This is a genomic window from Aeromonas sobria, assembly GCF_006243315.1.
GTDB classification, from domain to species: Bacteria; Pseudomonadota; Gammaproteobacteria; order Enterobacterales; family Aeromonadaceae; genus Aeromonas; species Aeromonas sobria_A.
The window spans coordinates 61,974-85,125 of the sequence record NZ_NKWE01000023.1; the positions used below are offsets into that span (position 1 = coordinate 61,974).

Genomic DNA, 23,152 nt, shown 5'->3' on the forward strand with positions numbered 1-23,152 from the left:
ACGGTGATAGCCTCTCCCAAATGAGAAAACACCCTCGCTGAGGCCAGGTTTGCGCATATCTGGCTGTGGCTACTTGCCCGCTGCGTTATGGCTTGTCACCGTCAGACGGGCGGAGCACAATGCCTGCAATCATTTTCTTGATGGTCGTGGAGCCATTATTTATTTGAAGGAAAATCAAGATGATGGATGTTGCTGATCTGCGCCGTGAATACTGCCGTGGCGGGCTGCACCGTGCCGATTTGCCGGCCGATCCGCTGGCGCTGTTCGAGAAATGGCTGGCGCAGGCCTGTGAGGCCAAACTGACCGATCCCACCGCCATGGTGGTGGCAACGGTGGATGCCAATGGTCAGCCGTGGCAGCGCACCGTGCTGCTCAAGCACTACGACGCACAGGGGATGGTCTTTTACACCAATATGGGCAGCCGCAAAGCGCACCAGCTGGAAGGCAACCCTCGTATCAGCCTGCTCTTCCCCTGGCACACCCTCGACCGTCAGGTTCATGTGACCGGCCGGGTGGAGAAGATGAGCACCTTCGAGGTGATGAAGTATTTCCACAGCCGCCCCAAGGATAGCCAGATCGCCGCCTGGGTTTCCAAGCAGTCGACCCGTATCTCGGCCCGCGGCGTGCTGGAGGCCAAGTTCCTCGAGCTCAAGCAGAAGTTTGCCAATGGCGAAGTGCCGCTGCCGAGCTTCTGGGGGGGCTATCGGGTGGTGATCGAGACGGTAGAGTTCTGGCAGGGTGGCGAACACCGGCTGCATGACCGCTTCTACTACACCCGCGAAGGGGATGGCTGGCATATCGAGCGTCTGGCCCCCTGATCGCGCTGTTCAAATCGGTTTTCACAAGGAGTGTGTATGCGTCTGTATGGTGATCTGCGTTCCGGCAACTGTTACAAGGGGTGGCTGCTGGCCCGCTGGCTGGAGCTGCCCCTTGACTGGGTGGCGGTAGATATTCAGGCGGGGGATACCCGTACCCCCGCGTTTCTGGCCATGAACCCCAACGGCAAGATCCCGGTACTGGAGATTGGCCAAGGCGATGCGCTGGCGGAATCCAATGCCATCCTCTTCTATCTGGCGCAAGGCAGCGCCTTGTGGCCAACCGATCCACGCCAGCAGGCGGAAGTGCTCAAATGGATGTTCTTCGAGCAGTACAGCCATGAACCCTACATCGCGGTGGCCCGTTTTATCGTCCACTATCTCGGCCGCCCCGAGTCCCAGGAGGCGCGCCTCGACGGGCTGAAGGCCGGTGGCGAGAAGGCGCTGGCGGTTATGGAGCAGCAACTGAAACAGAGCCCCTACCTGTGCGGTGATGCCCCGACCATCGCCGATATTGCCCTTTATGCCTACACCCACGTGGCAGAGGAGGGGATCTTCTCCCTGCAGGGGTGGCCCGCCATTCGTAGCTGGATCGCCCGTATTGAAGCCCATCCCCGCCATCTGACGCTGCCTGCGGCCTGTCAGGCCAGCTGATGGAACTGCTGATCGAGGCGAGTCTGTGGCAACCGCAGTGGGCTGCGCTGTTGCAGGTCTGGCAGCAGCACGGCCATCGCTGGCAGTTGCTGCTGGGCAAAGAGGCGGCGGCCTCCCTCGATCAGGCCCATCTCCCGTGGGCGATCTGTCCCCCTGACGGGGTGCTCTGCCCGGGGGCTCTGCTGGCTGCCTGGCTCGATGGGGATCTGCTGGCTGATTTTCATGCTGACCCCAGTCGCCAGATCCTGAGCAGCGCCTCTACCTCGCTGGTGACCCTCGCCAAGGAGCAGGGGCTGCTGACTCTTGGTCCGGTGGGGGCCGATCTGCCGCTCACCGCCGGGGCCGATTTGGGCGCCGTGCTCAATCGCCTGCTGGCGCGCCGCGTGATGATACCGACGTTGGCCGAAGGTTCGCACGCCGCTGGCGTGGTGCTGCGGCCACTGCAGGCTGCCGATGATCGCGAGATCGCGCGCTACTGCAGCGACGAGGCGCTGGCCCGCTACACCCTCAATATTCCTCACCCCTACCCGCCGGAGGGGGCCCGTGACTGGCTGGCGCTCAGCTGGCGCAAGGCTGCGCTTGGGCTTGGCTGGAGCTGGGCCATCACCTTGCCAGAGGAGCAAGGGGCTGCGCTGGTCGGGGTGATCTCCCTGCATTGGAATGGCGAGCTCGCCTGGTGGGTTGGCGTGCCCTGGCAGAATCGCGGTCTGGCGACCCGGGCGGCCGAGCTGGTCAAGGGGTTTGCCTTTGACCAACTGCAACTGCCTGCGCTGACGGCCCGCCATATGCCGGATAACCTCGCCTCCGGCCGGGTGATGGCAAAAATGGGGATGTACTATCGCGGTCAGCGCCATATCAGCGGTCGTCAGCCGTGCGAGGTGAGTTACTGGCGACTGGATCGTGCCCTCTCCTTGCCAGCCCCCCTGCTTGATGAGGTCACTCGCTGGCTTGAAGATGAGCGGGTCGCCGTGGTGATCCTGCGAGATCCTGCAACGTCGGATCGGCAGATTGTCAACGGCAAGCGGGTCATCTCGCTCTTTATGGATGAGGCCGGGATCGGGGAGGATCCCTTCAGTCTGCACTGCCCGCCGCATCTTGAGCGGTCGCTGGAGCTGCACTGTTACCCCGTTGCCCTGCTGGAGCAGGCCGAGCCGGAGCAGTTGCCCCATCTTGGCGGTGTGCTGCTGAAAGACAATGATGAACAGGGGTTGGCATGGCTGCTGCAGTTAGCGGCGCTGCAGCGTCAGGGGCCAGCCCTGCTCAGCCGTGAGGAGCGCGGATCGCGGCTGTACTGGTTCAACCAATTGATGGCGCAGGCGCTGGACGGCCACGGTGACTCGCCGCAGATGCGCTATCAGCAGTTACGGCTGCTGCTGGAGTTGCCGGAGCTGGCCGACGAGCTGGATGGCTGTTGGCATCAAGCGCCCGAATTGACCTTCGAGCGGCTGGCGCAAGAGGCGCCCGCCCTTTGGCTGGCCTACCGCGAGGCGCTGAACAGGGTCACCCCGACAGCCCTGCTGGCTCTGCAGCAGCAGTTTGCCGCTCGTTTTCCTGAGTCCACCCTCCCATTTTTGGACAAAGGTACTCAGAGTGACCAGCAGTTGTGTGGAATAATGCCCGCTCTGCTGTACGAGGAGTAACGTTGTATGTTGAGAACCGAGCGCCCCGGTGACATGTTACCGGTCTACGAACTGGTCAGTGCCGCCTTCGGTCGTGCCGAAGAGGCTGAGTTGGTCAACCGTCTGCGCGAATGTGGCGCCGCCGTGGTGACCATGGTCGAAGAGGAAGAGTTCGAGTTCATGGGGCACCTGATGCTAAGCCCGATCACCATTAACGGCATGGAAGGGCCCTGGCTCGGCCTGGCGCCGGTGGCGGTGCATCCCGACTGGCAAGGCCAGGGGATTGGGTCTGATCTGGTGCGTGAAGGGCTGGATACGGCACTCGAAATGGACTGGAAAGGGGTGGTGGTACTCGGGGATCCGGTTTACTACCGCCGTTTCGGTTTTCGTCCCGCCAGCGAATTTGGTTTGCACTGTATCTATGAAGTGCCTGCTGACTGCTTTATGGCGATGGAGCTGCAGGAGAGTGGTTTTGCTGGTGTGCAGGGTGAGGTGCTCTATCACCCCCTGTTTGATGAAGTGCCTGACGAGCAGCAAGAAGAACAAGAAGTACAAGCAATACACATATAGCGAAAATCCTCATTGACCTTGATGGCGTCCCCGGCTTGAGGGGGCGTCTTGGCGGGTATGGCCACGTTTGCCGGGTCAAGCAGGTTCACTCTGTGCATGGTCATAAAGGGCTGTGCCATGGCTGCCCCCTTTCCCCGCATCCTCTGCTGGGCAGTAGCAACCCACGATCCCTCTCTCTTTATCCTCTTGCGCGTTATGGGTGGCGAATTGTGCCACTGTGCTTGTGACCATCATGGCCGACAGCCGGTTCACCCCTCTTGCAATAAGAGGGGTGCGCAGCATCAAAATAATGGACAGGGGATCTTGGTCGATCAGGATCCAAGCACTCAGAGATTACTGAGAGATTTCAATCTGATCCGCGCTGTGCAGCGGGATGCGAAATACCGTCAGGCGCAGAAACAGGTAGATGGCCCCCAGCGCTGCCCAGATCAGCCCCAGCTCGAAGGAGGAGGGCTCGAGGTTGAGCCACAGCACCCCGATGCAGGCGGCGCCACAGAGCGGCAGCAGCAGGTACATCAGGTGATCCTTGAGGGTTTTGTTGCGGCCCAGCTTCACATAGAAGTGGGCAATCACCGCCAGATTGACGAAGGTGAAGGCCACCAGGGCGCCGAAGTTGATCAGCGCCAGCGCCATCTCCAGATCCAGCGACACCGCAGAGAGGGCCAGCAGGCCGACCAGCAGCACGTTGAACGCCGGAGTCTGCCACTTCGGATGGATATAGCCGAAGAAGCGGGCGGGCAGGGCGCGATCACGGCCCATCACGTAGAGCAGGCGCGATACACCGGCGTGGGAAGCCAGACCCGAGGCCAGCACAGCTACCGTGGTGCAAACCAGCACCACAGACTGGAACAGCTTGCCACCGACGTAGAGGGCGATCTCCGGCAGTACCGCATCCGGATGCTGGAAGCGGGAGATGTCGGGGAAGTAGAGCTGCAAAAAATAAGAGGTACTGACGAACAGCACACCGCCGATCAGCGCCGTCAACACGATGGCGCGGGGGATCACCCGATCCGCGTCCGGAGTCTCTTCCGACAGGGTACTGATGGCGTCAAATCCGAGAAATGACAGACACAAGATGGAGGCCCCCATCAATACCGGCGAGATGTGGATCTGTTCGGAGAAGAAGGGGCGGTTGCTGGCAAGGGTGCCCAGTCCTTCACCGTTATGAACGCCCCAGGCGATCAGGCCGATGAAGAGGGTGATGATGGCGAATTGCATCACCACGATCAGGCTGTTGAAGTTGGCCACCAGTTTGATGCCGCGCAGATTGAGGGCGGTCATCACCACCGCCAGACCGAAGATATAGGTCCAGGGCTCCACCTCCGGGAACAGGGCACCCAGATAGATCTTGGCCAGCAGCATGTTGATCATCGGCATGAACATGTAGTCGAGCAGAGAGGTCCAGCCCACCATAAAGCCGACATAGGGGTGAAACACCTTCTGGGCATAGGTATAGGCGGAGCCTGCCGACGGGAACTTGCGCACCAGATGGCCGTAGCTCAGGGCAGTGAACAGCATGCCGATCAGGGCAAACAGGTAGGCGGTTGGCACATGGCCTTCGGTGATCTCGGTGACGATGCCGAAGGTGTCGAATACCGCCATGGGGGTGAGGTAAGCCAGACCCATAACCACGACCTGCCACAGTTTGAGGGTCTTTTTCAGACCAACCTGTTGGGCCGCCATTATGCATGTTCCTCATGCAGTGCCAGAGTGGCACGGTCCATCAACGAAACCGGGAGGGAAGCCCGGGAATCAAAGGCGCCAGGGTGGCGCACACCGGCCATGGCCGGTTGGAAAGCATAGAGATGCCCCATGTTGTTCCTCACTAGACTTGGTGTCGGGAGATTGCTGCCAATCTCGCTATCTTTTCCGGGGGTGATCCGGCCTCGTTTATGGGTTTGTTCACTGTCTAAAAAAGAACCGATAACCTTGTGTTATATCGGTTCTTTCAGTGGCCGCGCATTGTGCATTTGCAGGGCCCCCCTGACAAGAAAAAAAGGGGGCAAAACTGCATTTTTTTGCACAAGTGAGCGGTCACTTTGCTGCTGGTCAGGCCAGTGCGGCCTCCAGTGATTTTTCAAGGAGTTGCAACCCCTCTTCAATCACGGCGGCAGGGGCGGTCAGGGGGGCGAGAAAACGGATAACATTTGCGCGCACCCCGCATGACAGCAGGATCAGACCCCGTTTGCCCGCCTCGGCTACCAGCCGCTTGGTGAGGTCGGGATCAGGCTGGTGGGCATCACGCTGTTTTACCAGCTCCATGGCCACCATGGCACCGGGGCCGCGAATTTGACCTATGCAGTCAAAACGCTCGGCTATGCGTTCCAGCGTCACCTTGATCTGCTCACCTTGCGCCAACGCTTTTTGATTGAGCTGCTCCTCTTCGATCACCTGTAAAACGGCCAGTGCCGCGGCACAAGCGATGGGGGAACCGGCATAGGTGCCACCCAGGCCCCCCGGCTTGGCGGCGTTCATGATCTCCGCTTTGCCGACCACCGCAGAGAGGGGGAAGCCACCGGCCAAGCTCTTGGCCAACGTCATGATGTCCGGCTCGATACCGGCATACTCGGTGGCGAAGGTCTTGCCGGTGCGGCAAAACCCGCTCTGGATCTCGTCGCAAATCAGCACAATGCCGTGCTGGTCGCACACGCTGCGCAGCCGCTGCATAAAGCTTGGGGAGGCGGGATAGAAGCCACCCTCACCCTGTACCGGTTCGATGATGATGGCGGCCACTCTGCTCGGCTCGATGTCGGCGCTAAAGCAGAGTTCGAGGGCGTGCATCGCATCCTCTTCACTCACCCCGAGATAATCGGCGGGGAAGGGGATGTGGTAGACCTCGCCGGGGAAGGGGCCAAAGCCGGTCTTGTAGGGCACCACCTTGCCGGTGAGCGCCATCCCCATCATGGTGCGGCCGTGAAAGCCCCCCTTGAAGGCGATGGTGCCGCTGCGGCCGGTGTGGGCGCGGGCGATCTTGATGGCGTTCTCGACCGCCTCGGCACCGGTGGAGAGAAATAGGGTACGCTTCGGGGTCGGGCCGGGCACCAGCGCGTTGAGCTTTTCGGCCAGCTCGATGTAGCCCGGGTAAGGGGTTACCTGAAAGCAGGTGTGGCTGAACTTTTCAAGCTGATCGCGCACCGCCGCCACCACTTTCGGGTGGTTGTGACCGGTGTTAAGCACGGCGATGCCGGAGGCAAAGTCGATGTAGCGGTTGCCCTCCACATCCCACAGCTCGGCGTTTTGCGCCCGTTCGATAAAGACCGGCAGCAGGGTGCCGACGCCGTTGACCACGGCCGCTTCGCGGCGCGCTTGCCACGCCTTGTTTGATTCTGACTGACTCATCTTTCCTCCCTGAGGGGCCGCAGCCCCCGATATTCCCTGACTGAATGTGTGGCGGGCGACTTGGCGCCCATCGCCGCCGACCAGCCCATTGGCCCAGATCGGCTGCGTGTGGTTTGCTCTGCAGCAGCCCTCTTGCGGGGCACAGTGGGCCACATTTAGCCCCTTGCCGCCTCCGATGAGCCTCTGCATCTATCTATCAAAACGATGGATTGAATGGCCAAGGCATCGGTGAATAGGATGCCTTGGCCCTCTGCTGCTTTAGCGAATGCCACCAAAACAGAGGTATTTGGTCTCGAGATACTCCTCCAGCCCCTCGGCGGCCCCTTCGCGGCCCAGACCCGACTCCTTGATCCCGCCAAAGGGGGCCAGCTCGGTGGAGATGATCCCCTCGTTGATGCCGACCATGCCGTATTCGAGCTGCTCGGCCACCCGCCAGACTCGGGCGATGTCGCGGCCATAGAAGTAAGCAGCGAGCCCGTAGGGGGTGTCGTTGGCAATGGCGATGGCCTCGGCTTCGGTGTCGAAGCGCACCAGTGGCGCCACCGGGCCGAAGATCTCCTCCTGCAGGATGGGGTTGGTTTTATCCACCTTGCCCAAAATAGTGGGGCGGTAGAACAGCGGGCCAGCGGGATGGGCTTCGCCACCCAGCAGCAGCTCGGCACCGGCGGCGACCGATTGCTGCACCAGCTCGGCCACCTTGCTGGCGGCGGCGGGGTTGATCAGCGGGCCGATCTGGGTGCCCTCGCTCATGCCATCCCCCACCTTGAAGGCGGCGACGGCGGCGGTCAGCTTCTCGACGAAGGCATCGTAGACGCTGGCCTGCACCAGAATGCGATTGGCGCAGACGCAGGTCTGCCCGGCGTTGCGGTATTTGGAGGCGAGCGCCCCGGCCACCGCGGCATCGAGGTCGGCGTCGTCAAAGACAATAAAGGGGGCGTTGCCACCCAGCTCCAGCGACAGCTTCTTCATGGTGTCGGCGCACTGGCGCATCAGCAGCTTACCGATGCGGGTGGAGCCGGTGAAGGAGAGCTTGCGCACCACCGGATTGCTGCAGAGCTCGTTGCCCACCGCGCTCGCCTGATGGCTGGTGACGATATTGATGACACCGGCGGGGATGCCTGCCTGCTCGGCCAGGGCGGCCAGTGCCAGCGCGCAGAGCGGGGTCTCGGCAGCAGGCTTGATGACGATGGTGCAACCGGCGGCCAGCGCCGGGCCCGCCTTGCGGGTGATCATGGCAATCGGGAAGTTCCACGGAGTGATAGCGGCGACTACCCCGACCGGCTGCTTGATGGTGGCCAAGCGGCGATCGCCGCTAAAGCCCGGAATGGTGCGGCCATAGGCGCGCTTGCCCTCCTCGGCGAACCACTGGATAAAGCTGGCGCCGTAGGCCACTTCCCCTTTGGCTTCTGCCAGCGGCTTGCCTTGCTCACAGGTCATGATGCGGGCCAGCTCGTCGCTGTGGGCGGTGATGGCGGCAAACCAGGCGTAGAGCTTGTTGCTGCGCTCCTTGGCGGTCAGCGCCGCCCAGCCGGGTTGCGCGGCGTGAGCAGCGGCGATGGCGCGGCGGGTATCTTCGGCATCCATGTCGGGCACCTGGGTAATGACGGCACCACTGGCGGGATTGGTGACCTCGAAGGTGCGGCCGCTGGCGGCAGCGCACCAGTGACCATCTATATAGGCGCGGGATGTGATCAAGCTGGAGTCGGTGGTTGTTCCTGACAATGTTACTGACATAGCAAGCCTCGAGTGTGGGTCAGAGCAGCTGGTAGCCGGCGTGAGCCGACCCTTCCTGCGCCGCTGCCGTATAAAATAATAAGCACAGGAAGACCATAAATTGAGCTTAAATGTTTTTCAAGTGTTAAATATATTTGAATTCTTGGGGGGCGTCATGCTAGAAAATGGGCTGTGTAGCGCAGTTTACCCCGTCAAGATGGGATGTGTGATCGAGAGTGGGGGAAATGGGTGTGCAAAATAATGAACGGTCAGGCTGTGTAACATAGCAAACGGCTAGGGAAGGCTGGTCCGCTATGTTAACCACCCGGATTTAACCGCCAGGGGCGTTTAACCACCCGCCTCGTTTACCAGGGACAACAGAGAGGTGCTGATGTTGCAGGGACGCAAACAAAGCATGAAAGGCGGTCTGCCATGAGCGGGCCACAGAGCCTGCATGGCGCTCATGGCAATACAGAGCACGACGCAAGTCGGCAGAGCATGGGCGAACGATTGGCGGCGGTACGTCATCAGCTCGGACTATCCCAGCGGCGGACGGCCGAGTTGAGTGGCCTGACCCACGGCGCCATCTGCATGATCGAGCAGGACAAGGTGAGCCCCTCGGTCGCCTCGCTGCAAAAGCTGCTCACCGTCTACGGCTTGCCGCTGTCACGCTTCTTCGCCGAGGAGGAGAGCCGCACCCCGGAGGTGGTGATCAAGGCTGATCAGCTGATCGAGCTGGGCAGTCAGGGGGTATCCCTCAAGCTGGTGCACAACGGCAACAACCGTCGCCAGCTCGGTTTCATGCTGGAGACCTATCCCCCCGGCACTGACACTGGCGGTCAAGTAAAGCATCAGGGGGAGGAGGTGGGCACCGTGCTGGAGGGATCTGTGATCCTGACAGTGGCGGGCCAGAGTTATCCGCTGGCGGCGGGCGACAGCTATGTGATCGACACCGGCGAGCCCCACAGCTTCAGCAATCCGTCGGGGCAGACCTGTCGCATCGTCAGCGCCCACACCCCGGCCAGCTTTTAATCTAGGCAGTAGTTTGGCAATAGAACCGGTAAGGAAACAGGGATCATGACCGAACATGTAAACAGTTACTACGCAGCTAGCGCCAATAAACACGCGCCCTACCCGACACTGACCGAGCAGCTGGAGTGCGATGTCTGCGTCATCGGCGCGGGCTATACCGGCCTCTCCAGTGCCCTGCATCTGGTGGAGAAGGGTTACAAGGTGGTAGTGCTGGAGGCGGTGCGAGTCGGCTTTGGCGCCAGCGGTCGCAATGGTGGCCAGATCGTCAACTCCTACAGCCGCGACATCGACACCATAGAAGCGAACTGCCCGCCGGATCAGGCCAGGCTGCTCGGCTCCATGCTGTTTGAGGGGGCCCAGATCATCCGCGAGCGGATCGAGCGCTACCACATCCAGTGCGATCTGCAGCAGGGGGGCGTCTTTGCCGCCGAGACCGAGAAGCAGCTGCACGAGCTCAAGGCCCAGCAGGCGCGCTGGCAGAAGTGGGGCAACGATCAACTGGAACTGCTCGATGCCAAGGGAGTGCGCGAGGTGGTGGCGAGCGATCGCTACGTCGGTGCCCTGCTCGACAAGAGCGGCGGCCATATCCACCCCCTCAATCTGGCGTTGGGAGAAGCCGAAGCGATCCGCATGTTGGGGGGGCAGATCTTCGAACAATCCGCCGTCACCAGTATCACTCCGGGCCAGCCCGCACTGGTCAAAACCGCCAAGGGGGCGGTGAAAGCGCGCTTTGTGGTGGTGGCGGGCAACGCCTACCTCGGCAATCTGGTGCCGGAGCTTGCGGGCAAGAGCATGCCCTGCGGCACCCAGGTGATCGCCACCGAAGTGCTGGGGGAGGAGCGAGCCCGTTCACTGCTGCCGCAAAACTACTGCCTGGAGGATTGCAACTACCTGCTCGACTACTACCGCACCTCCGGCGATCACCGGCTGCTCTATGGCGGCGGCGTGGTCTATGGTGCGCGGGATCCGGCGGATATCGAACGGCTGATCATCCCCAAGATGCTCAAAACCTTCCCGCAACTGGCGGGGGTCAAAGTGGAATACACCTGGACCGGCAACTTCCTGCTCACCCTGTCGCGGCTGCCGCAGTTTGGCCGCATCGGCCCCAACATCTACTACATGCAGGGCGACAGCGGCCACGGTGTCACCTACACCCATCTGGCGGGCAAGCTGCTCTCCGAAGTGCTGAGCGGTCAGGCGGAGCGTTTCGATGCCTTTGCCAAACTGCCTCACTACCCCTTCCCGGGTGGCCGCCTGTTCCGTATCCCCTTCACCGCCGCGGGCGCTGCCTGGTACAGCCTGCGCGACCGCTTGGGGGTATAAGCACCGCCAGCAAAAAATCTAGGCCGACGCCAGAAACAACAAGGCCACCGCGAGGTGGCCTTGGTCGTTAACTGCGCTGACTGACGCCGCAGGCTTGATAAGCCCGGCGCAACAGACAGTGGCGGTTAAACCTCTTCGATATAGTAGGCTTCAACGGTGCCTTTGAGGGTGATCAGGATTGGCTGACCACGGCGATCCAGCGCCTTGGGGGAGGGGATCTTCACCCAGCCTTCGCTGATGCAGTACTCTTCGACATCGGTGCGCTCTTTGCCGTTGAGGCGAATACCAATGTGGTGTTCGAAGCATTCAGCAACATGGTGTGGGCTACGCGGGTTGCCTGCAAGGTGATCCGGCAGTGCTGGTTTGGTGTTGGTATCGCTCATCGATATGACCTGAAATGAATAAAAAGTGCGTCATTGTAGAGAATGCCGTCATGGCATTCAAGGCGGCCGCTATGCTCGCACAATTGCTGCTCACCCTCTTTAAAACCGTTGCGGCAATAGAAGCGGCGCGCCTGCTCATTCTCGGCGTAGACCGTCAAATCGAGCCGGTCATATTGTGTCTTGAGGTGATTGAGCAATTGGCGACCCAGCCCGTGTGACTGCTGGTCAGGGGAGATAAACAGCGCCGCCACAGTACCCTGATACCAGGAGATAAAGCCCAGCAGTTGGCCATCCTCCTCATAGATCCAGCTCTCGCTGGCGGGCAGGTAAATATCGCGCATCGCCGCCCGTTGCTCGCGCCAAAAAGTGGCGGGAATAAAGTCGTGGGCTTGCAGCGATGCCTGATACCAGAGCTCGACGGCGGCATCCAAATCGGTGGTAGATAATGGGCGGATCATAGTGGCCTCAATTACAAAGAGTGGAAGTAACGCAATGACGTAGGCTCGATTAGCGCAGCGTAATCGGGCATTCGCGGTAGAGATGATCGAGGGTGCAGGGATTGCGCCGGTTTACCGCTTTGGTCAGTCCGGCAAGGTTGTTATTTATGCCATCTCCGTCACTGTATAGTGACGCTCGACATTGACGGTTATTTCCCCCCAACGGGAGGATTTGACTCTGGCTTGGTGCGCTTGAAAAGCAGCCTGATCAGCAAACTCTTCATAGACATTGAAGCGGCATGGATTGAGTTGGTCTTGAGTCACCTCAAAGATCAGGCAGCCTGCTTCAGAATGTGTGAGAAAAATATGATTATCAAGTTCATCATGAACGACTGCCAAATCAGAGAGTGGTACGATAATAAAACCACTCAATATCACTTTTTTCATTATTTATCCTATCTTTTGCATGGGCTAACTTAGCTTTATTGAGCGTCTTTATGTTTTACTAAATAGCTGTCCAGAATAGTAGATCACCGGAAAAAGGGAACTCAGTCCAGTTTGTGCGATCTGATTAGTCACCAAACAAAACAAGCCACACCCAAAGGACTGAGTTGATGCCTATCTTACCACTCCAGGTACGACCACAACGGCGCCGCATTCACAAAATCATCCATGCCACACCTGATAAGGGGCATGCTCGTCGCCTGATGGTAATCTTGCTGTTACATGAAGGACGCTAATTCCAAGTGGGGCTCAATGATCTCACATCAGGGACTTGTCTTCACCTTCCTTAGCGATAGCTGACACGCTTGGCTGGCTCAGATGGTCAGCCGTGAAACAATGAGATTTATTCAACAGCGTAATGTATGAGTAATATGCCTCGGTATAATAAAAGGCTTATGTTGTGAGTAAATAAAGGGTGACCAATTCATACCGGTCAGCTGCCAACATATGGTTTAAACCAGGAGCGTTGATTAATTTAATAGGAATCTATTTAATCAGCTCGTGAAAATACAATATATATTGTCGTGGTGTTGTTAATGTTACCGGCAACACATAAAGGTGTGAATATAAGTGGGTTTTAATTTTGCATTTAAAGCTCGTTCAGCTCCAGTTATGGTTGTTATTATTATGGTGCTCTAAGTTTTATTGGAGAAATCATGTTTATGAAATTAATATTAAGTCGTTCTATGTCTAACCGAGCCCTGCTTGGTAGTGTATTGCTGCTGGCTGCAACCACTGTTCATGCTGGGGGGCAATTTACACTTGGTCGTACCGTACTATTGGATGGTGGCCGCGTAGCCACAATCCCCATACCAGCATGTCGGATGACCGATGCAATAAAGATTAAGGCTGAACGTGATGTTAACATAAAGCGTATGGTCGTTACTTTCAATAATGGCGGTAAGCGCACCATTAACTTTAATAGAGAGATTCGCGAGAATAAGGAAACAGAATGGCGTTCCTTGGGTTCCGAGCGTTGCGTAGACTCCATTAAGGTGTATGGTAGCTCTGAACGTAGTACCGGTGGTATCAAAGTATTTGGCCGAAATTAAAAATATAAATTAAAATTAAGATGTCCCTTCTAAGTCAGGGGCATCTTAATTTAAATATCGTTAATATTGATGTAAATTAAATCTAGTTCAGACCTCCCCTTTATAAAATATCCATGCAGCCACTTTAACTCCTATCTCATGTCTTAGTGTTAATTAGATATATTGTAATAAAGTCGGTAGAACAGACATTCCAACGATCTTCATAATATTGTATTCATCATTAACGTGACCTCCCGTGAGAGGCTGTTTACCGTACAACCATCAAACCGCTTGTAACCTGTAATGAGATGGTAGAAAGGCGATAATCAATTCCGTATCAATAAATTAAATCGATCGCCGTGCAGAAAAGACAAGGCCCCCGATGTCGGGGGCCTTGGTAGGGCAATCACTGGCTTGGCTGCGTAGGGCCATGCCGATCAGGGCAGATCCAGGGTAAAGCGGGCGCCGCCGAGGGGGGATTCATCAACCCGGATCTGGCCGCCGTAGCTGTGGACGATCTCGGTCACTACTGCCAGCCCTATGCCCTGTCCGGGGGAGCTGTCGGCACGGACGCCGCGCTGGAAGATCTGCACCGATTTGGCTGGGTCTATGCCGGGGCCATCATCTTCCACTTCGATACGCAGTCGTTCAAGGTGGCGAGACACAGTCACCCGGATCTCGCTGATGGCGAACTTGCAGGCATTGTCGAGCAGGTTGCCCATCAGCTCCATCAGGTCGCCCTGTTCGCCGTGAAACAGGGCGTCGTCGTCGAACTTGAAGTGGGTTTGCAGCTTCTTGTGGCGATAGACCTTGGTCAGGCTGGCCAGCAGCTTTTCAATCAGTGGTACCGGTTCGGAGCCCTTGCTGGCAAGGCGTTGGCGGCCGGTGACGGCGCGTCTGAGCTGGTACTGGATCATCTGATCCATGGTGAGGATCTGTTCATTGATGTTGTCGTGGATCTCCCGCCCCAGCTTGATCTCCTGGGTGGTCATCTGGATCAGCGCTAGCCGGGTTTTCAGGCTGTGGGCGAGATCGTTGAGGGCGTGCTGGTAGCGCTGGGTCTGCTGGCGTTCGTTCTCCAGCAGCTGGTTGACCGAGTCGGTCAAGGGGGCCAGTTCCCGTTCAAATTCATTGGAGAGGGCATCCCGTTTGCCAGCCCGGATATCGTCGATCTGGCGGGCAATGGTGCGCAGGGAGCCGAGACTCCAGAAGGTGGTGATCAGCAGCAGCCCGGCCAGCAGCAGGTAGGCGAGCAGGGCCTGACGGGCAATCTGGTAGAGGTAGGCGCGGGATTCGGCGTGATAGCGCTTGGCCGAGTCGATCATCACCACGTAGTAGGCGGTGGTGCCGCTGCCGGGATTGCGGATAAAGCGCAGGCTGTAGACGAAGTAGCTCTCGCCGTTCTTGATGGTGTGCTTCTTGAAGAAGTAGTCGAGATCCATCCCCCCAAGGTAGCGCATCAAATCAACGCAGATGGTCTGTTTGGCCTTGATCACTTCCGGCATATGGAGGCTGGACCAGACAAGGTCTCCATCCGCCCGGCAGATCAGGGTATCGAGGTTGCGATCGCCGGCATTGCGGGACATTCGCCCCAGTTCGACGGTGGGCCCCTTGTCGTCCGGTTCGGTGGAGGAGAACAGCTTGGCCAGGTTCTCCTGCATCCGGGCGCTGGCTTTTTGGGTCTGTTCCTCGATGTGACCAATATAGAGGGCATACACCGCAAACCCCATGCTCAACGCGATGACCAGCAGCGAGCTGAGCAGCAGTTTGATGTGCAGGGAGCGACGGATCATCTTGATGGGGCGCGGCAGATGAGACAGCATCAGTTACACGAGAGGTTGAAGATGTAGCCCTGACGCCGGATGGTGGAGATGGGTTGAATTGTCCCTTCCGGATCCAGCTTCTTGCGCAGGCGGCTTACCATCACCTCAATGGTGTTGGGGTCCCCTTCGCCATCACCGTAGAGCTGGTCGAGCAGTTGCTGCTTGGAGACCACCTGACGGGCGTTGCGCATCAGGTACTCCAGAATGAGGTATTCAAAGCTGGTGAGCACAGATACTTCACCGGCGATGGTCAGCTCCTTGCGGGAGAGGTCCAGCTCGTAATCACCGGCCTTCACCTTGGGTGAAATAAAGCCGGCACTGCGGCGCACCAGCGCATTGAGACGGGCCAGCAGCTCATCTTTCTGGAACGGTTTGACCAGATAATCATCGGCACCTGCTTCCAGCCCCTCGACCTTGTCCTGCCAGTTGCCACGGGCGGTCAGCACAATGATGGGGAAGGAGATCTGCCGTTCGCGCAGTTGACGGATCAGTTGCAGGCCATCCATGTCGGGCAGGCCGAGATCAATGATCGCTACATCAATGGGGTAGTCAGCGGCGTAGTGCAGTGCAATTCCTGCCTGGTCGGTGCTGTAGACCTGATTATCGGCTTCGGTCAGCAGGGAGGAGAGGTGGTGATTGAGCAGCTTGTCGTCTTCGACCAATAAAATTTTCATGATGTGAACGGTCATAGGGGTCCGGGCTGCCAATTAGAAAGTGTATGTCGCTGAGAGTCAATTCGAATCCTATCGCGCCGCGCCTGTATCGGGACTGAATCAGCGGGGCTTCAGCGACTTCTCAAGACCTGCCAGAGTCAGCCTTGGCATCTGGTTCGACCCAATGGAGAAACCCAAATACAGAGGGGGCCACGATGGCCCCCTCTGCATTTTCCTGTTTTTCGTTAGCTGCGGCGCGGCGGCAGCATATTGGTGAGGGTGTTGTCTTTGAGAATATGGTGGTGATAGAGGGCTGCCACCGTGTGCAGGCCGATCAGGGCATAGCCGACATCGCCGAGGGTTTCGTGCACCTCCTTGATCAGCCCCTTGAGATCCGGGTTGGGGGCGAGCAGGGCAGGCAGCTCAAGCCCAAAGAAGGGAATGGGCTTGCCGGCGGCGCTCAGCAGCAGCCAGCCAAATAGCGGAGTGAGAATGATAAAGCCATAGAGAGCGAGGTGGGCGAGGGTGGCCAGCTTGTGCATCATCGGCGAGAGCTCGGGCACGATACGGGGTGTCGGGCTCATCCTGCGCACTACCAGCCTGACAAGCACCAGGGCGAAGATCAGCAGCCCCAGCATAAAGTGCCACTGTTTCATCAGGTCGCGGCCCGGGTCCCCTTTGGGGAAGATGTCGCGAAATTCGATCAGGGCGTAGACGGCGATCATCGCCACCAGGGTCAGCCAGTGCAGCCCGATACTCAGGGTGCCGTAGCGTTTTTCACTGTTCATCAGCATAGGTTTGTTCCTTCGAAGTGTTGTCACATCCGTGTGGCGTCCCCGCACCCAAACGTGTCGGGGCGAGGCCAGATCCCTTGGCGGCAACAGCCGGGCTGCCACGCTAGCCATCAACCGGCAGCTTGCCACTGGCAGCAGTCAGAGGGGAGCTGCCCTCTCCTGTCTGCATGGTATCACTGGCAACCGGGTGGATAGTCTGATCAATGCCACACAATTTACAGGCTCATTAAGCCCTTTGTTACGTGAAGAAGGCGTGAAATCGGCGGCGTGAAATAGCATCAGCGATGGCGGATGACCTTTCGCATCCGCCAAGGATCAGGCGGGCTCGATGGCCAGCACCACGCAATCCGGTTCGTTGATGCGAAAACGGACGTTGCAGTCAAACAGCCGCACCCCGTACTCCTTGTCATCCGGCTTGCCCTTCTTGTAGGCGGGGCGCGGATCTTGCGCCAGCACTTCGCTCACCAAAAGGCGCAGCTCGGGATGGGCCTTGAGCCAGGGTTGCAGCTGCTGCTCGGCCTCGGCACTGAAACTCACCGCCAGCGGCGGAGTGGGGGCATCGGGGGCAAAGCCGCCACGGGCATCCGGCAGGCTGTCGGCATAGGGGATATAGGGTTTGATATCGACGATGGGGGTGCCATCGAGCAGGTCCACCGCCCCCAGCTCCAACCACAGCTTGCCCCGCTCGCGGCCAACCCCGTGCAACTCGACTACCGAGAGGCCGAGGGGATTGGGGCGGAAGGTGGAGCGAGTGGCAAAGACGCCGACCCGTTCGTTGCCGCCAAGGCGCGGCGGGCGCACCGTCGGGTGCCAGCCCTGCGCCATGGTCTGGTGAAAGACGAAGCTGAGCCACAGATGGGAGAACTGCTCGATGCTGCGCAGCACATCCGGCTGATCGTAAGGGGGGAGCAGCTCGAGGCGGGCGCGGGCCGATTTGACCAGACCGGGCTGGCGGGGGATGGCGAACTTCTCCTTGTAGGGAGAGCGGATGATCCCGAGGGTGTCGATTTCGAACTTCATGGCGGATCCTGACTGAAAACCTCGGCAATTTAGCACAGGCGGCCCCAAAACGCAGGCTCTGCCTCACTCCCCCATTTCTGCTGCGCTGCCGTGATCCTTGTCCCATCCCGGCCAGTCGGGGGCTGTGCCGTACCGTCAAGTTGCGTAGGGTGGAGGCAACGGGCGTATCAGGATGAAATGGGCCCACGGGCGCCGAAGGGGAGGGAGAAGGGATGAAACTGCTGATTATCGGTGGCACCGGCTTTTTGGGTCGCCACCTCACTGCGCTGGCGCTGAATTGGGGTCATCAAGTGACGCTGTTCAATCGTGGTCAGCGGCAGCACCCTGATTGGCCTGATCTGGTGCAACTCACCGGTGATCGAGACAAGGATCTGGGGGCGCTGCAAGGCGCGGGGTTGCGCTGGGATCTGGCCATCGACACCTGCTGCTATCGCCCCGAACAGGCGGCCAGCCTCTCGGCAGCCTTGCTCGGGCGCTGTGAGCGGCTGATCTTTATCTCCACCATCAGCGTCTATCGCGATTTTTCACTGCCGGGAATGGATGAGTCGGCGCCGCTGCACCCTATCCCCGCAGGGGAGATGCCCAGCGACTATGGCCCCCTCAAGGTATTGTGCGAGGAGGAGTATCGTGCTCGCTGGGGCGAGCGGCTCTGCATCTTGCGCCCGGGCGTGTTGTGCGGCCCCCATGATCCCACCGGTCGCATGGCGTGGTGGGTGAGGCGGGTGCAGCAGGGCGGCCCCTGGTTGCTGCCGGGCAGTGGCGAGGATCGCTTGCAGTATCTCGATGTGCGCGACTGCGCCGAATTTGTGCTGCGCGCCGCCGAGCAGCAGCTGGGGGGCATCTTCAACCTGCTCAAACCCGGCATTACCCTGAGCGACTGGCTGGAGCGGCTGAGCGCCCGCTTGCCGCCCGCCAGACCGATCCAGCCCGAGTGGCTGCCTTGGCCGACCCTGATTGCGGCCGGTATCGAGCCCTGGCAGAGCTATCCCACCTTGCTGCCTTGCGAGCAGGCGGAGTTTGCCGGTTACGGCGCTGTCAGTGCCGAGGCGGCCATCGTCCACGGGTTGAACTTCCGGCCGTTGGAGGAGACGGCTGTCGATCTGGCCAACTGGTTGGCCATCGAGCCTGCCGCCGGGTTGGTGGTCAGTGGCCTGACCATGGCGCAAGAGGCGCAGTTGCGCCAGCAGCTACTGGTTGCCAGCGGCTTACCGTGACGGAGATCGCAGTAACAAAGAGTGCAGTAACAAAGAGCGCAATAACAAAACGGGCACGCGATGGCGTGCCCGTTTTGTTATGAAAAGCCGTGGGCCTGTTACTTCTATTCGGCCACTTTCAGCGCCTGTCCGTAGCAGATCACCTGTTTCAGGCAACCCGGGGTGTCGCTGAATTCGGCGCACTTGTCGATGGTCACGCCGTTGCCGCCCATGTCGGCTGCACGGCGGCGAGCCAGAGTGCGGGCATCACCGGCGTTGGGCACCGGTTGCTTGGCATCGGCCTGGCAGGATTCACCCTCGATGGTGCCGAGGTAGAGGTAGTTGAGGTCAGCCAGCTCATCTTGTTCGTAAATGCGCACGCTACCGGGTTTGAAGTAGTCGCTGAAGTTCTCTTTATCCAGATTGCTGTTAAAGGCGTAGTTGGCACAACCGGAGGCAATCAGGGGCATCATCAGGATCAGGCGTTTCATCATCTCGTATCTTGTGTCGGCGATGAAGACAGTAGAAAGGCGCAGGCGATCCATGTCGGCATCTTGTTGAATAATGAGGGGGACATTATAGGGGCCAGCCGCCTGTGGCGACCAGCCCCGTTTTGCGCCCGGGTGTCAGGGTGTGACCCCCATCAGTTTGATATCAGGCTGATATCAAACCGGAGCCAGCCGCTGATAGAGGCTACGGTAGTAATCATCCGCCAGCAGCTCTTTGTGAGGGGCGCAGAGGCGGATCTGTCCCTCTTCCATCAGGGCAATCCGGTCCATCTGCTCCATCCCCAGCAAGCGGTGGGAGATCAGCAGCAGGGTGCGATCCGCCCCCAGCTTGAACAGCAGGTCCATGATCTCCCGCTCGGTCTTGCTGTCGAGCCCTTCGGTCGGTTCGTCGAGCAGCCAGAGCGGTGCATCGTGCAGCAGGGCACGGGCAAGACCGATGCGGCGACGCTCGCCACCGGAGAGCGGCCTGCCGCCGTCGCCCAGCCAGGCGTTGAGGCCTGCCTCATCTTCCAGCAAATTGGCCAGCCCGACCTGAGTCAGCACCGCAATCAGCTGCTCGTCAGTGGCGGTCGGTGCCGCCAGCTTGAGGTTGCCGCGCAGGGTATCGGCAAACAGGTGCACCCGCTGGCTCACTACCGAGATGGAGGCGCGCAGTGCCCCTTCGCTGTAGTCGGTGAGCGGTTTGCCATCGAGCAGGATCTTGCCCGCCTGCGGGCTCCACTCCCGGGTCAGCAGCCCCATCAGAGTCGATTTGCCACAACCGGTCTGACCCAGCAGCGCCAGCTTTTGGCCCGCTTGCAGTTGCAGGGTGCAGCCACGCAGCACCGGCTGGGGGTTGCCGGGATAGCCGAAGTAGAGGTCACTGATCTGCAGGGCGCCACCGGTGGCGTGGGTCTGCTCGTCGCCCCAATCGGGGGCCTTGGCCTCTTGCAAAATTTCATTCAAACGACGGGCCGAGGTGAGGCTGGTGGATAGGTGCTGGAAGGCGCCCGCCAGCGGCATCAGCGCCTCGAAGCTTGCCAGGGTGGCAAACACCATCAGTGCGGTAATGGGGTCGGGCGCAGCACCTGCCACCCCATGACCAGCCAGCCAGAGCATCAGGGTCAGGGTCCAGCCGCTCAGCAGCTGCACCGAGAAGTTGGCCAGCCCGCTCACCTTGGCCATCCGTGCCTGTGCGGCGAGCAGCGCCTGTTCGGCCTGTTGCAGTTCAACCAGCGCCTTGGGGGCGGCGGCAAACATCTGCAGTTCTGCCTGACCGTCCAGATAGTCCACCAACCGGGTGCGCAGGGTCGATTTTTCGGCAATCAGCGCCTGACCGGGGCGTCGACCGAGGAAGTAGAACACCAGCGGTAGGGCGATCATCCCAAACAGCAAAATGGCACCGAGGGTGAGGGCGAGGCGGCTATCAAAAAACGACAGGAAGAAGACCAAGCCAGCACAGCTAAGCAGGGCCGCGCCTATGGGGGTGATCAGCCGCAGATAGACATGATCCATCGCATCGATGTCGGCCACCAGCCGGTTGAGCAGATCGGCCTGGCGAAAACCGGCCAGGGTGCCGGTGGAGAGCGGCGAGAGTTTTTGCCAGAACCAGACCCGCAGTCGGGTCAGCACCCGGAAGGTGGCATCGTGGCTCACCACCCGCTCGCCCCAACGACCGGCGGTGCGGATGATGGAGAAGAAACGCACGCCGCCAGCCGGGGTCATGTAGTTAAAGGCATGGGTGCTCGCAACTGTCATCCCCGCCACGGCAGCGGCGGAGAGGAACCAGCCGGAAAGAGAGAGCAGCCCCATGCCAGCGGCCAGGGTCACCAGTGCCAGCAGCAGGCCAATGGTGAGGCTGAGCCAGTGTTGGCGATAGAGGCGCAGAAATGGCAAGAGATCAGTCATCGAGAGAACCCCCGGTACGTTGGGACAGCAGGTGGGCAAAGGGCCCCTCTGCCTGACTTAATTGTTGGAAGCTGCCTTGCTCCACCAGTTGGCCGCGTTCCAGCACCAGAATTTGATCCATTTTGGTGAGCTGATCGAGGCGGTGGGTGATCATCAGCAGGGTCTGGTTGGCGATGACCTGTTCCAGCGTAGTCATGATGGCGCGCTCGGAGTGGCGATCAAGACTGGCGGTCGGTTCGTCCAGCACCATCAGCTGGGTCGATTTGAGCAGGGTTCGCGCCAGCGCGAGACGCTGGGCCTGACCGACCGAGAGGCCACCCGCCTGATCGCCAACCGGATAGTCGAGCCCTTTTTCCATGGCAAATTCCCACGCCTGCGCCCGTTTCAGGGCATCTTCCAGCTCGCTGTCACTGGCCGTTGGCTTGGCCAGCAGCAGGTTGTCACGCAAGGAGGCGTGGAACAGCTGCGGGTTTTGCGAGAGCCAGCCCAGTTGCAATCGCCACTGGGTCATGTCGAGGGTGGCGAGCTCCTGGCCGTTCACCTTGAGCTCGCCGCGATAGGGGGCAAAGCCGAGCAGGGCATTGACCAGCGAGCTTTTGCCCGCACCGCTAATACCGATCAGTGCAGTGCGCGAACCGGCTGCCAAAGTGAAGTCGATGGGGCCGACCAGCACCTTGCCCTCGGCGCTCAGCACTTCAAGACCTTTGGCTTCTACCTTGACCGGGCTATCGGCCTGGAACGGAGTGTTGCCTGCGGCCGGTTCGCTCACCTCGGCTTCGAGGAACTCCAGCAACTGCTCGGCGGCGCCGATGGCCTGTGCCTTGGCGTGGTAGTGGGCGCCCAGCTCCCGCAGCGGGGCGTAGAACTCGGGGGCAAGAAACAGCACGAACAGGCCGGTAAAGAGGGTGACCTTGCCGCCATAGTGGCCAAAATTGAGGTGATCGATATAAGAGAAACCGAAGTAGACGGCGACCAGTGCCACCGAGAGGGCGGCAAAAAATTCCAGCACCGCGGTACTGAGAAATGCAAGGCGCAGCACTTCCATGGTGCGCTCGCGAAAATCTTCCGAAGCGTCGCGGATCGCGTCCCCTTCTGCCTGAGTGCGCATAAAGAGCTGCAGGGTGCGCAGCCCCTTCAGGCGATCAAGAAAGTGGCCAGAGAGGCGGGCCAGCGCCTGGAAGTTGCGGCGGTTGGCATCGGCGGCACCCACACCGACCAGGATCATGAAAAATGGGATAAGGGGCGCGGTACCAAGCAAGATCAACCCAGCCGCCCAGTTGACCGGGAATATCGCCACCAGGATCACGATCGGGATAAAGACGGCAATGGCCATCTGCGGCAGATAGCGGGAGAAGAAATCCTGCATATTTTCAATCTGTTCCAGCAACAGGCTGGCCCAGCTACCGGCCGGGCGGCGCTGGATATAGGCAGGGCCCAGTCGGCTCAAGCGAGTGAGCACCAGCTGGCGGATGGTCTGGCGCACTGCGCTACCCGCCTTGAAACTGGCCACTTCGCGGCCATAGGCCAGTACCGCCTTGCCGAGGGTCACCAGCAGCAAGCTGATAAAGAGCGTGAGGGATTGTTCGGGAGTTGAGCCCTCGATGATAAAGCGGTGTAGCAGGGTTGCCAGCAACCAGGCTTGTGCCACCATCAGCATGCCTTGACCCAAGCCAAAAGCGATGGAGAGACTGATCCAGCGGCGACCGTGACTCGATTGCTTGCGCAACCAGCCATAGAGACGTTTTTGCGTTTTTTTATCCATTACCACCATCCTCGCGTCGAGTGGCGCAAGACTATCCTTGCCGTTTGGCCTTGGCAACCTTGTAAATTATCTGTGCTGAAAATGTTTGCTT

At 59.6% G+C, this 23,152-nt stretch carries 21 protein-coding genes and 1 pseudogene; 9 read left to right on the top strand and 13 right to left on the bottom strand.

All coding sequences use genetic code 11. From position 1 onward, the window contains the following. Positions 1-179 precede the first annotated feature (179 nt). From pdxH to CF137_RS07440, 4 genes are read left to right on the top strand one after another with little or no spacing between them, the layout of a single operon-like run. Complete coding sequence (pdxH, locus tag CF137_RS07425; RefSeq protein ID WP_139718553.1) at positions 180-818, top strand: pyridoxamine 5'-phosphate oxidase; 639 nt, start codon at positions 180-182, stop codon at positions 816-818. A gap of 36 nt (positions 819-854) precedes the next feature. After that, positions 855-1,469, top strand: coding sequence for a glutathione S-transferase family protein (locus tag CF137_RS07430; protein ID WP_139718554.1), 615 nt, complete (start codon positions 855-857; stop codon positions 1,467-1,469). Beyond that, on the top strand, positions 1,469-3,109 hold the full coding sequence (locus CF137_RS07435; RefSeq protein ID WP_139718555.1) for a GNAT family N-acetyltransferase: 1,641 nt from the start codon (positions 1,469-1,471) through the stop codon (positions 3,107-3,109). The genes CF137_RS07430 and CF137_RS07435 overlap by 1 nt, the downstream gene beginning before the upstream one ends. Positions 3,110-3,115: 6 nt before the next feature. Next, positions 3,116-3,658, top strand: coding sequence for a GNAT family N-acetyltransferase (locus tag CF137_RS07440; protein ID WP_101317261.1), 543 nt, complete (start codon positions 3,116-3,118; stop codon positions 3,656-3,658). Positions 3,659-3,991: 333 nt separating this feature from the next. On the opposite strand, the gene CF137_RS07445 is transcribed toward CF137_RS07440, so the two are convergent. From CF137_RS07445 to CF137_RS07455, 3 genes are all read right to left on the bottom strand, one after another. Continuing rightward, on the bottom strand, positions 3,992-5,341 hold the full coding sequence (locus CF137_RS07445) for an APC family permease (protein WP_101347572.1): 1,350 nt from the start codon (positions 5,339-5,341) through the stop codon (positions 3,992-3,994). A gap of 366 nt (positions 5,342-5,707) precedes the next feature. Continuing rightward, positions 5,708-6,997 (bottom strand): 4-aminobutyrate--2-oxoglutarate transaminase, encoded by a 1,290-nt coding sequence (gene gabT, locus CF137_RS07450; RefSeq protein ID WP_139718556.1) that lies wholly within the window; start codon positions 6,995-6,997, stop codon positions 5,708-5,710. A gap of 258 nt (positions 6,998-7,255) precedes the next feature. Continuing rightward, a complete protein-coding gene (locus CF137_RS07455) occupies positions 7,256-8,731 on the bottom strand; it encodes an NAD-dependent succinate-semialdehyde dehydrogenase (protein ID WP_139718557.1) in 1,476 nt (491 codons plus the stop codon). Between the two features lie 411 nt (positions 8,732-9,142). Here CF137_RS07455 and puuR point away from each other — a divergent pair, with 411 nt between their 5' ends. Together puuR and CF137_RS07465 are read left to right on the top strand one after the other, a co-directional pair. After that, a complete protein-coding gene (gene puuR / locus CF137_RS07460) occupies positions 9,143-9,742 on the top strand; it encodes an HTH-type transcriptional regulator PuuR (RefSeq protein ID WP_101347569.1) in 600 nt (199 codons plus the stop codon). 45 nt (positions 9,743-9,787) lie between these two features. Next, positions 9,788-11,065 carry an NAD(P)/FAD-dependent oxidoreductase gene (locus tag CF137_RS07465; RefSeq protein WP_139718558.1) on the top strand — a complete coding sequence of 426 codons (1,278 nt, stop codon included), beginning with the start codon at positions 9,788-9,790 and terminating at the stop codon, positions 11,063-11,065. 125 nt (positions 11,066-11,190) lie between these two features. On the opposite strand, the gene CF137_RS07470 is transcribed toward CF137_RS07465, so the two are convergent. The 3 genes from CF137_RS07470 to CF137_RS07480 all read right to left on the bottom strand — a co-directional run bounded on the left by CF137_RS07470 (position 11,191) and on the right by CF137_RS07480 (position 12,332). Continuing rightward, positions 11,191-11,448 carry a DUF3297 family protein gene (locus tag CF137_RS07470; protein ID WP_068977037.1) on the bottom strand — a complete coding sequence of 86 codons (258 nt, stop codon included), beginning with the start codon at positions 11,446-11,448 and terminating at the stop codon, positions 11,191-11,193. Then, positions 11,445-11,906, bottom strand: a complete 462-nt coding sequence (locus CF137_RS07475) for an N-acetyltransferase (protein ID WP_139718559.1) — start codon at positions 11,904-11,906, stop codon at positions 11,445-11,447. Before CF137_RS07475 ends, CF137_RS07470 begins: the two co-directional genes overlap by 4 nt. A 144-nt stretch (positions 11,907-12,050) precedes the next feature. Further along, entirely contained in the window at positions 12,051-12,332 is a 282-nt protein-coding gene (locus CF137_RS07480; protein WP_101317248.1) for a putative quinol monooxygenase, read from the bottom strand. 167 nt (positions 12,333-12,499) lie between these two features. Between CF137_RS07480 and CF137_RS07485 the strand changes: the two are divergent. Both CF137_RS07485 and CF137_RS07490 read left to right on the top strand, forming a co-directional pair. Continuing rightward, positions 12,500-12,622: pseudogene (locus tag CF137_RS07485) on the top strand (IS630 family transposase); the annotation flags it as partial. Between the two features lie 423 nt (positions 12,623-13,045). Continuing rightward, positions 13,046-13,441 (top strand): DUF2541 family protein, encoded by a 396-nt coding sequence (locus tag CF137_RS07490; protein WP_240038525.1) that lies wholly within the window; start codon positions 13,046-13,048, stop codon positions 13,439-13,441. Between the two features lie 416 nt (positions 13,442-13,857). Here CF137_RS07490 and CF137_RS07495 read toward each other — a convergent pair whose 3' ends face one another. The 4 genes from CF137_RS07495 to tsaA all read right to left on the bottom strand — a co-directional run bounded on the left by CF137_RS07495 (position 13,858) and on the right by tsaA (position 17,710). Then, the gene (locus CF137_RS07495; RefSeq protein ID WP_162515885.1) at positions 13,858-15,243 is read right to left on the bottom strand and encodes an ATP-binding protein; all 1,386 of its coding nucleotides are present in this window, start codon (positions 15,241-15,243) and stop codon (positions 13,858-13,860) included. Next, entirely contained in the window at positions 15,243-15,917 is a 675-nt protein-coding gene (locus tag CF137_RS07500; protein WP_042020784.1) for a response regulator transcription factor, read from the bottom strand. The genes CF137_RS07495 and CF137_RS07500 overlap by 1 nt, the downstream gene beginning before the upstream one ends. Positions 15,918-16,141: 224 nt before the next feature. Further along, positions 16,142-16,690 carry a cytochrome b gene (locus tag CF137_RS07505; RefSeq protein ID WP_139718560.1) on the bottom strand — a complete coding sequence of 183 codons (549 nt, stop codon included), beginning with the start codon at positions 16,688-16,690 and terminating at the stop codon, positions 16,142-16,144. Between the two features lie 315 nt (positions 16,691-17,005). Continuing rightward, entirely contained in the window at positions 17,006-17,710 is a 705-nt protein-coding gene (gene tsaA, locus CF137_RS07510) for a tRNA (N6-threonylcarbamoyladenosine(37)-N6)-methyltransferase TrmO (RefSeq protein ID WP_139718561.1), read from the bottom strand. 212 nt (positions 17,711-17,922) lie between these two features. On the opposite strand from tsaA, the gene CF137_RS07515 reads away from it, so the two are divergent. After that, positions 17,923-18,924, top strand: a complete 1,002-nt coding sequence (locus tag CF137_RS07515; protein WP_139718562.1) for an NAD-dependent epimerase/dehydratase family protein — start codon at positions 17,923-17,925, stop codon at positions 18,922-18,924. 104 nt (positions 18,925-19,028) lie between these two features. Here the strand turns inward: CF137_RS07515 and rcsF are convergent, their stop codons facing one another. The 3 genes from rcsF to cydD form a co-directional block, all read right to left on the bottom strand. Then, the gene (rcsF, locus tag CF137_RS07520; RefSeq protein ID WP_101317028.1) at positions 19,029-19,394 is read right to left on the bottom strand and encodes an Rcs stress response system protein RcsF; all 366 of its coding nucleotides are present in this window, start codon (positions 19,392-19,394) and stop codon (positions 19,029-19,031) included. 174 nt (positions 19,395-19,568) lie between these two features. Continuing rightward, complete coding sequence (gene cydC, locus CF137_RS07525; RefSeq protein WP_139718563.1) at positions 19,569-21,299, bottom strand: heme ABC transporter ATP-binding protein/permease CydC; 1,731 nt, start codon at positions 21,297-21,299, stop codon at positions 19,569-19,571. After that, the gene (gene cydD / locus CF137_RS07530) at positions 21,292-23,061 is read right to left on the bottom strand and encodes a heme ABC transporter permease/ATP-binding protein CydD (protein ID WP_139718564.1); all 1,770 of its coding nucleotides are present in this window, start codon (positions 23,059-23,061) and stop codon (positions 21,292-21,294) included. Before cydD ends, cydC begins: the two co-directional genes overlap by 8 nt. Positions 23,062-23,152 lie beyond the last annotated feature (91 nt).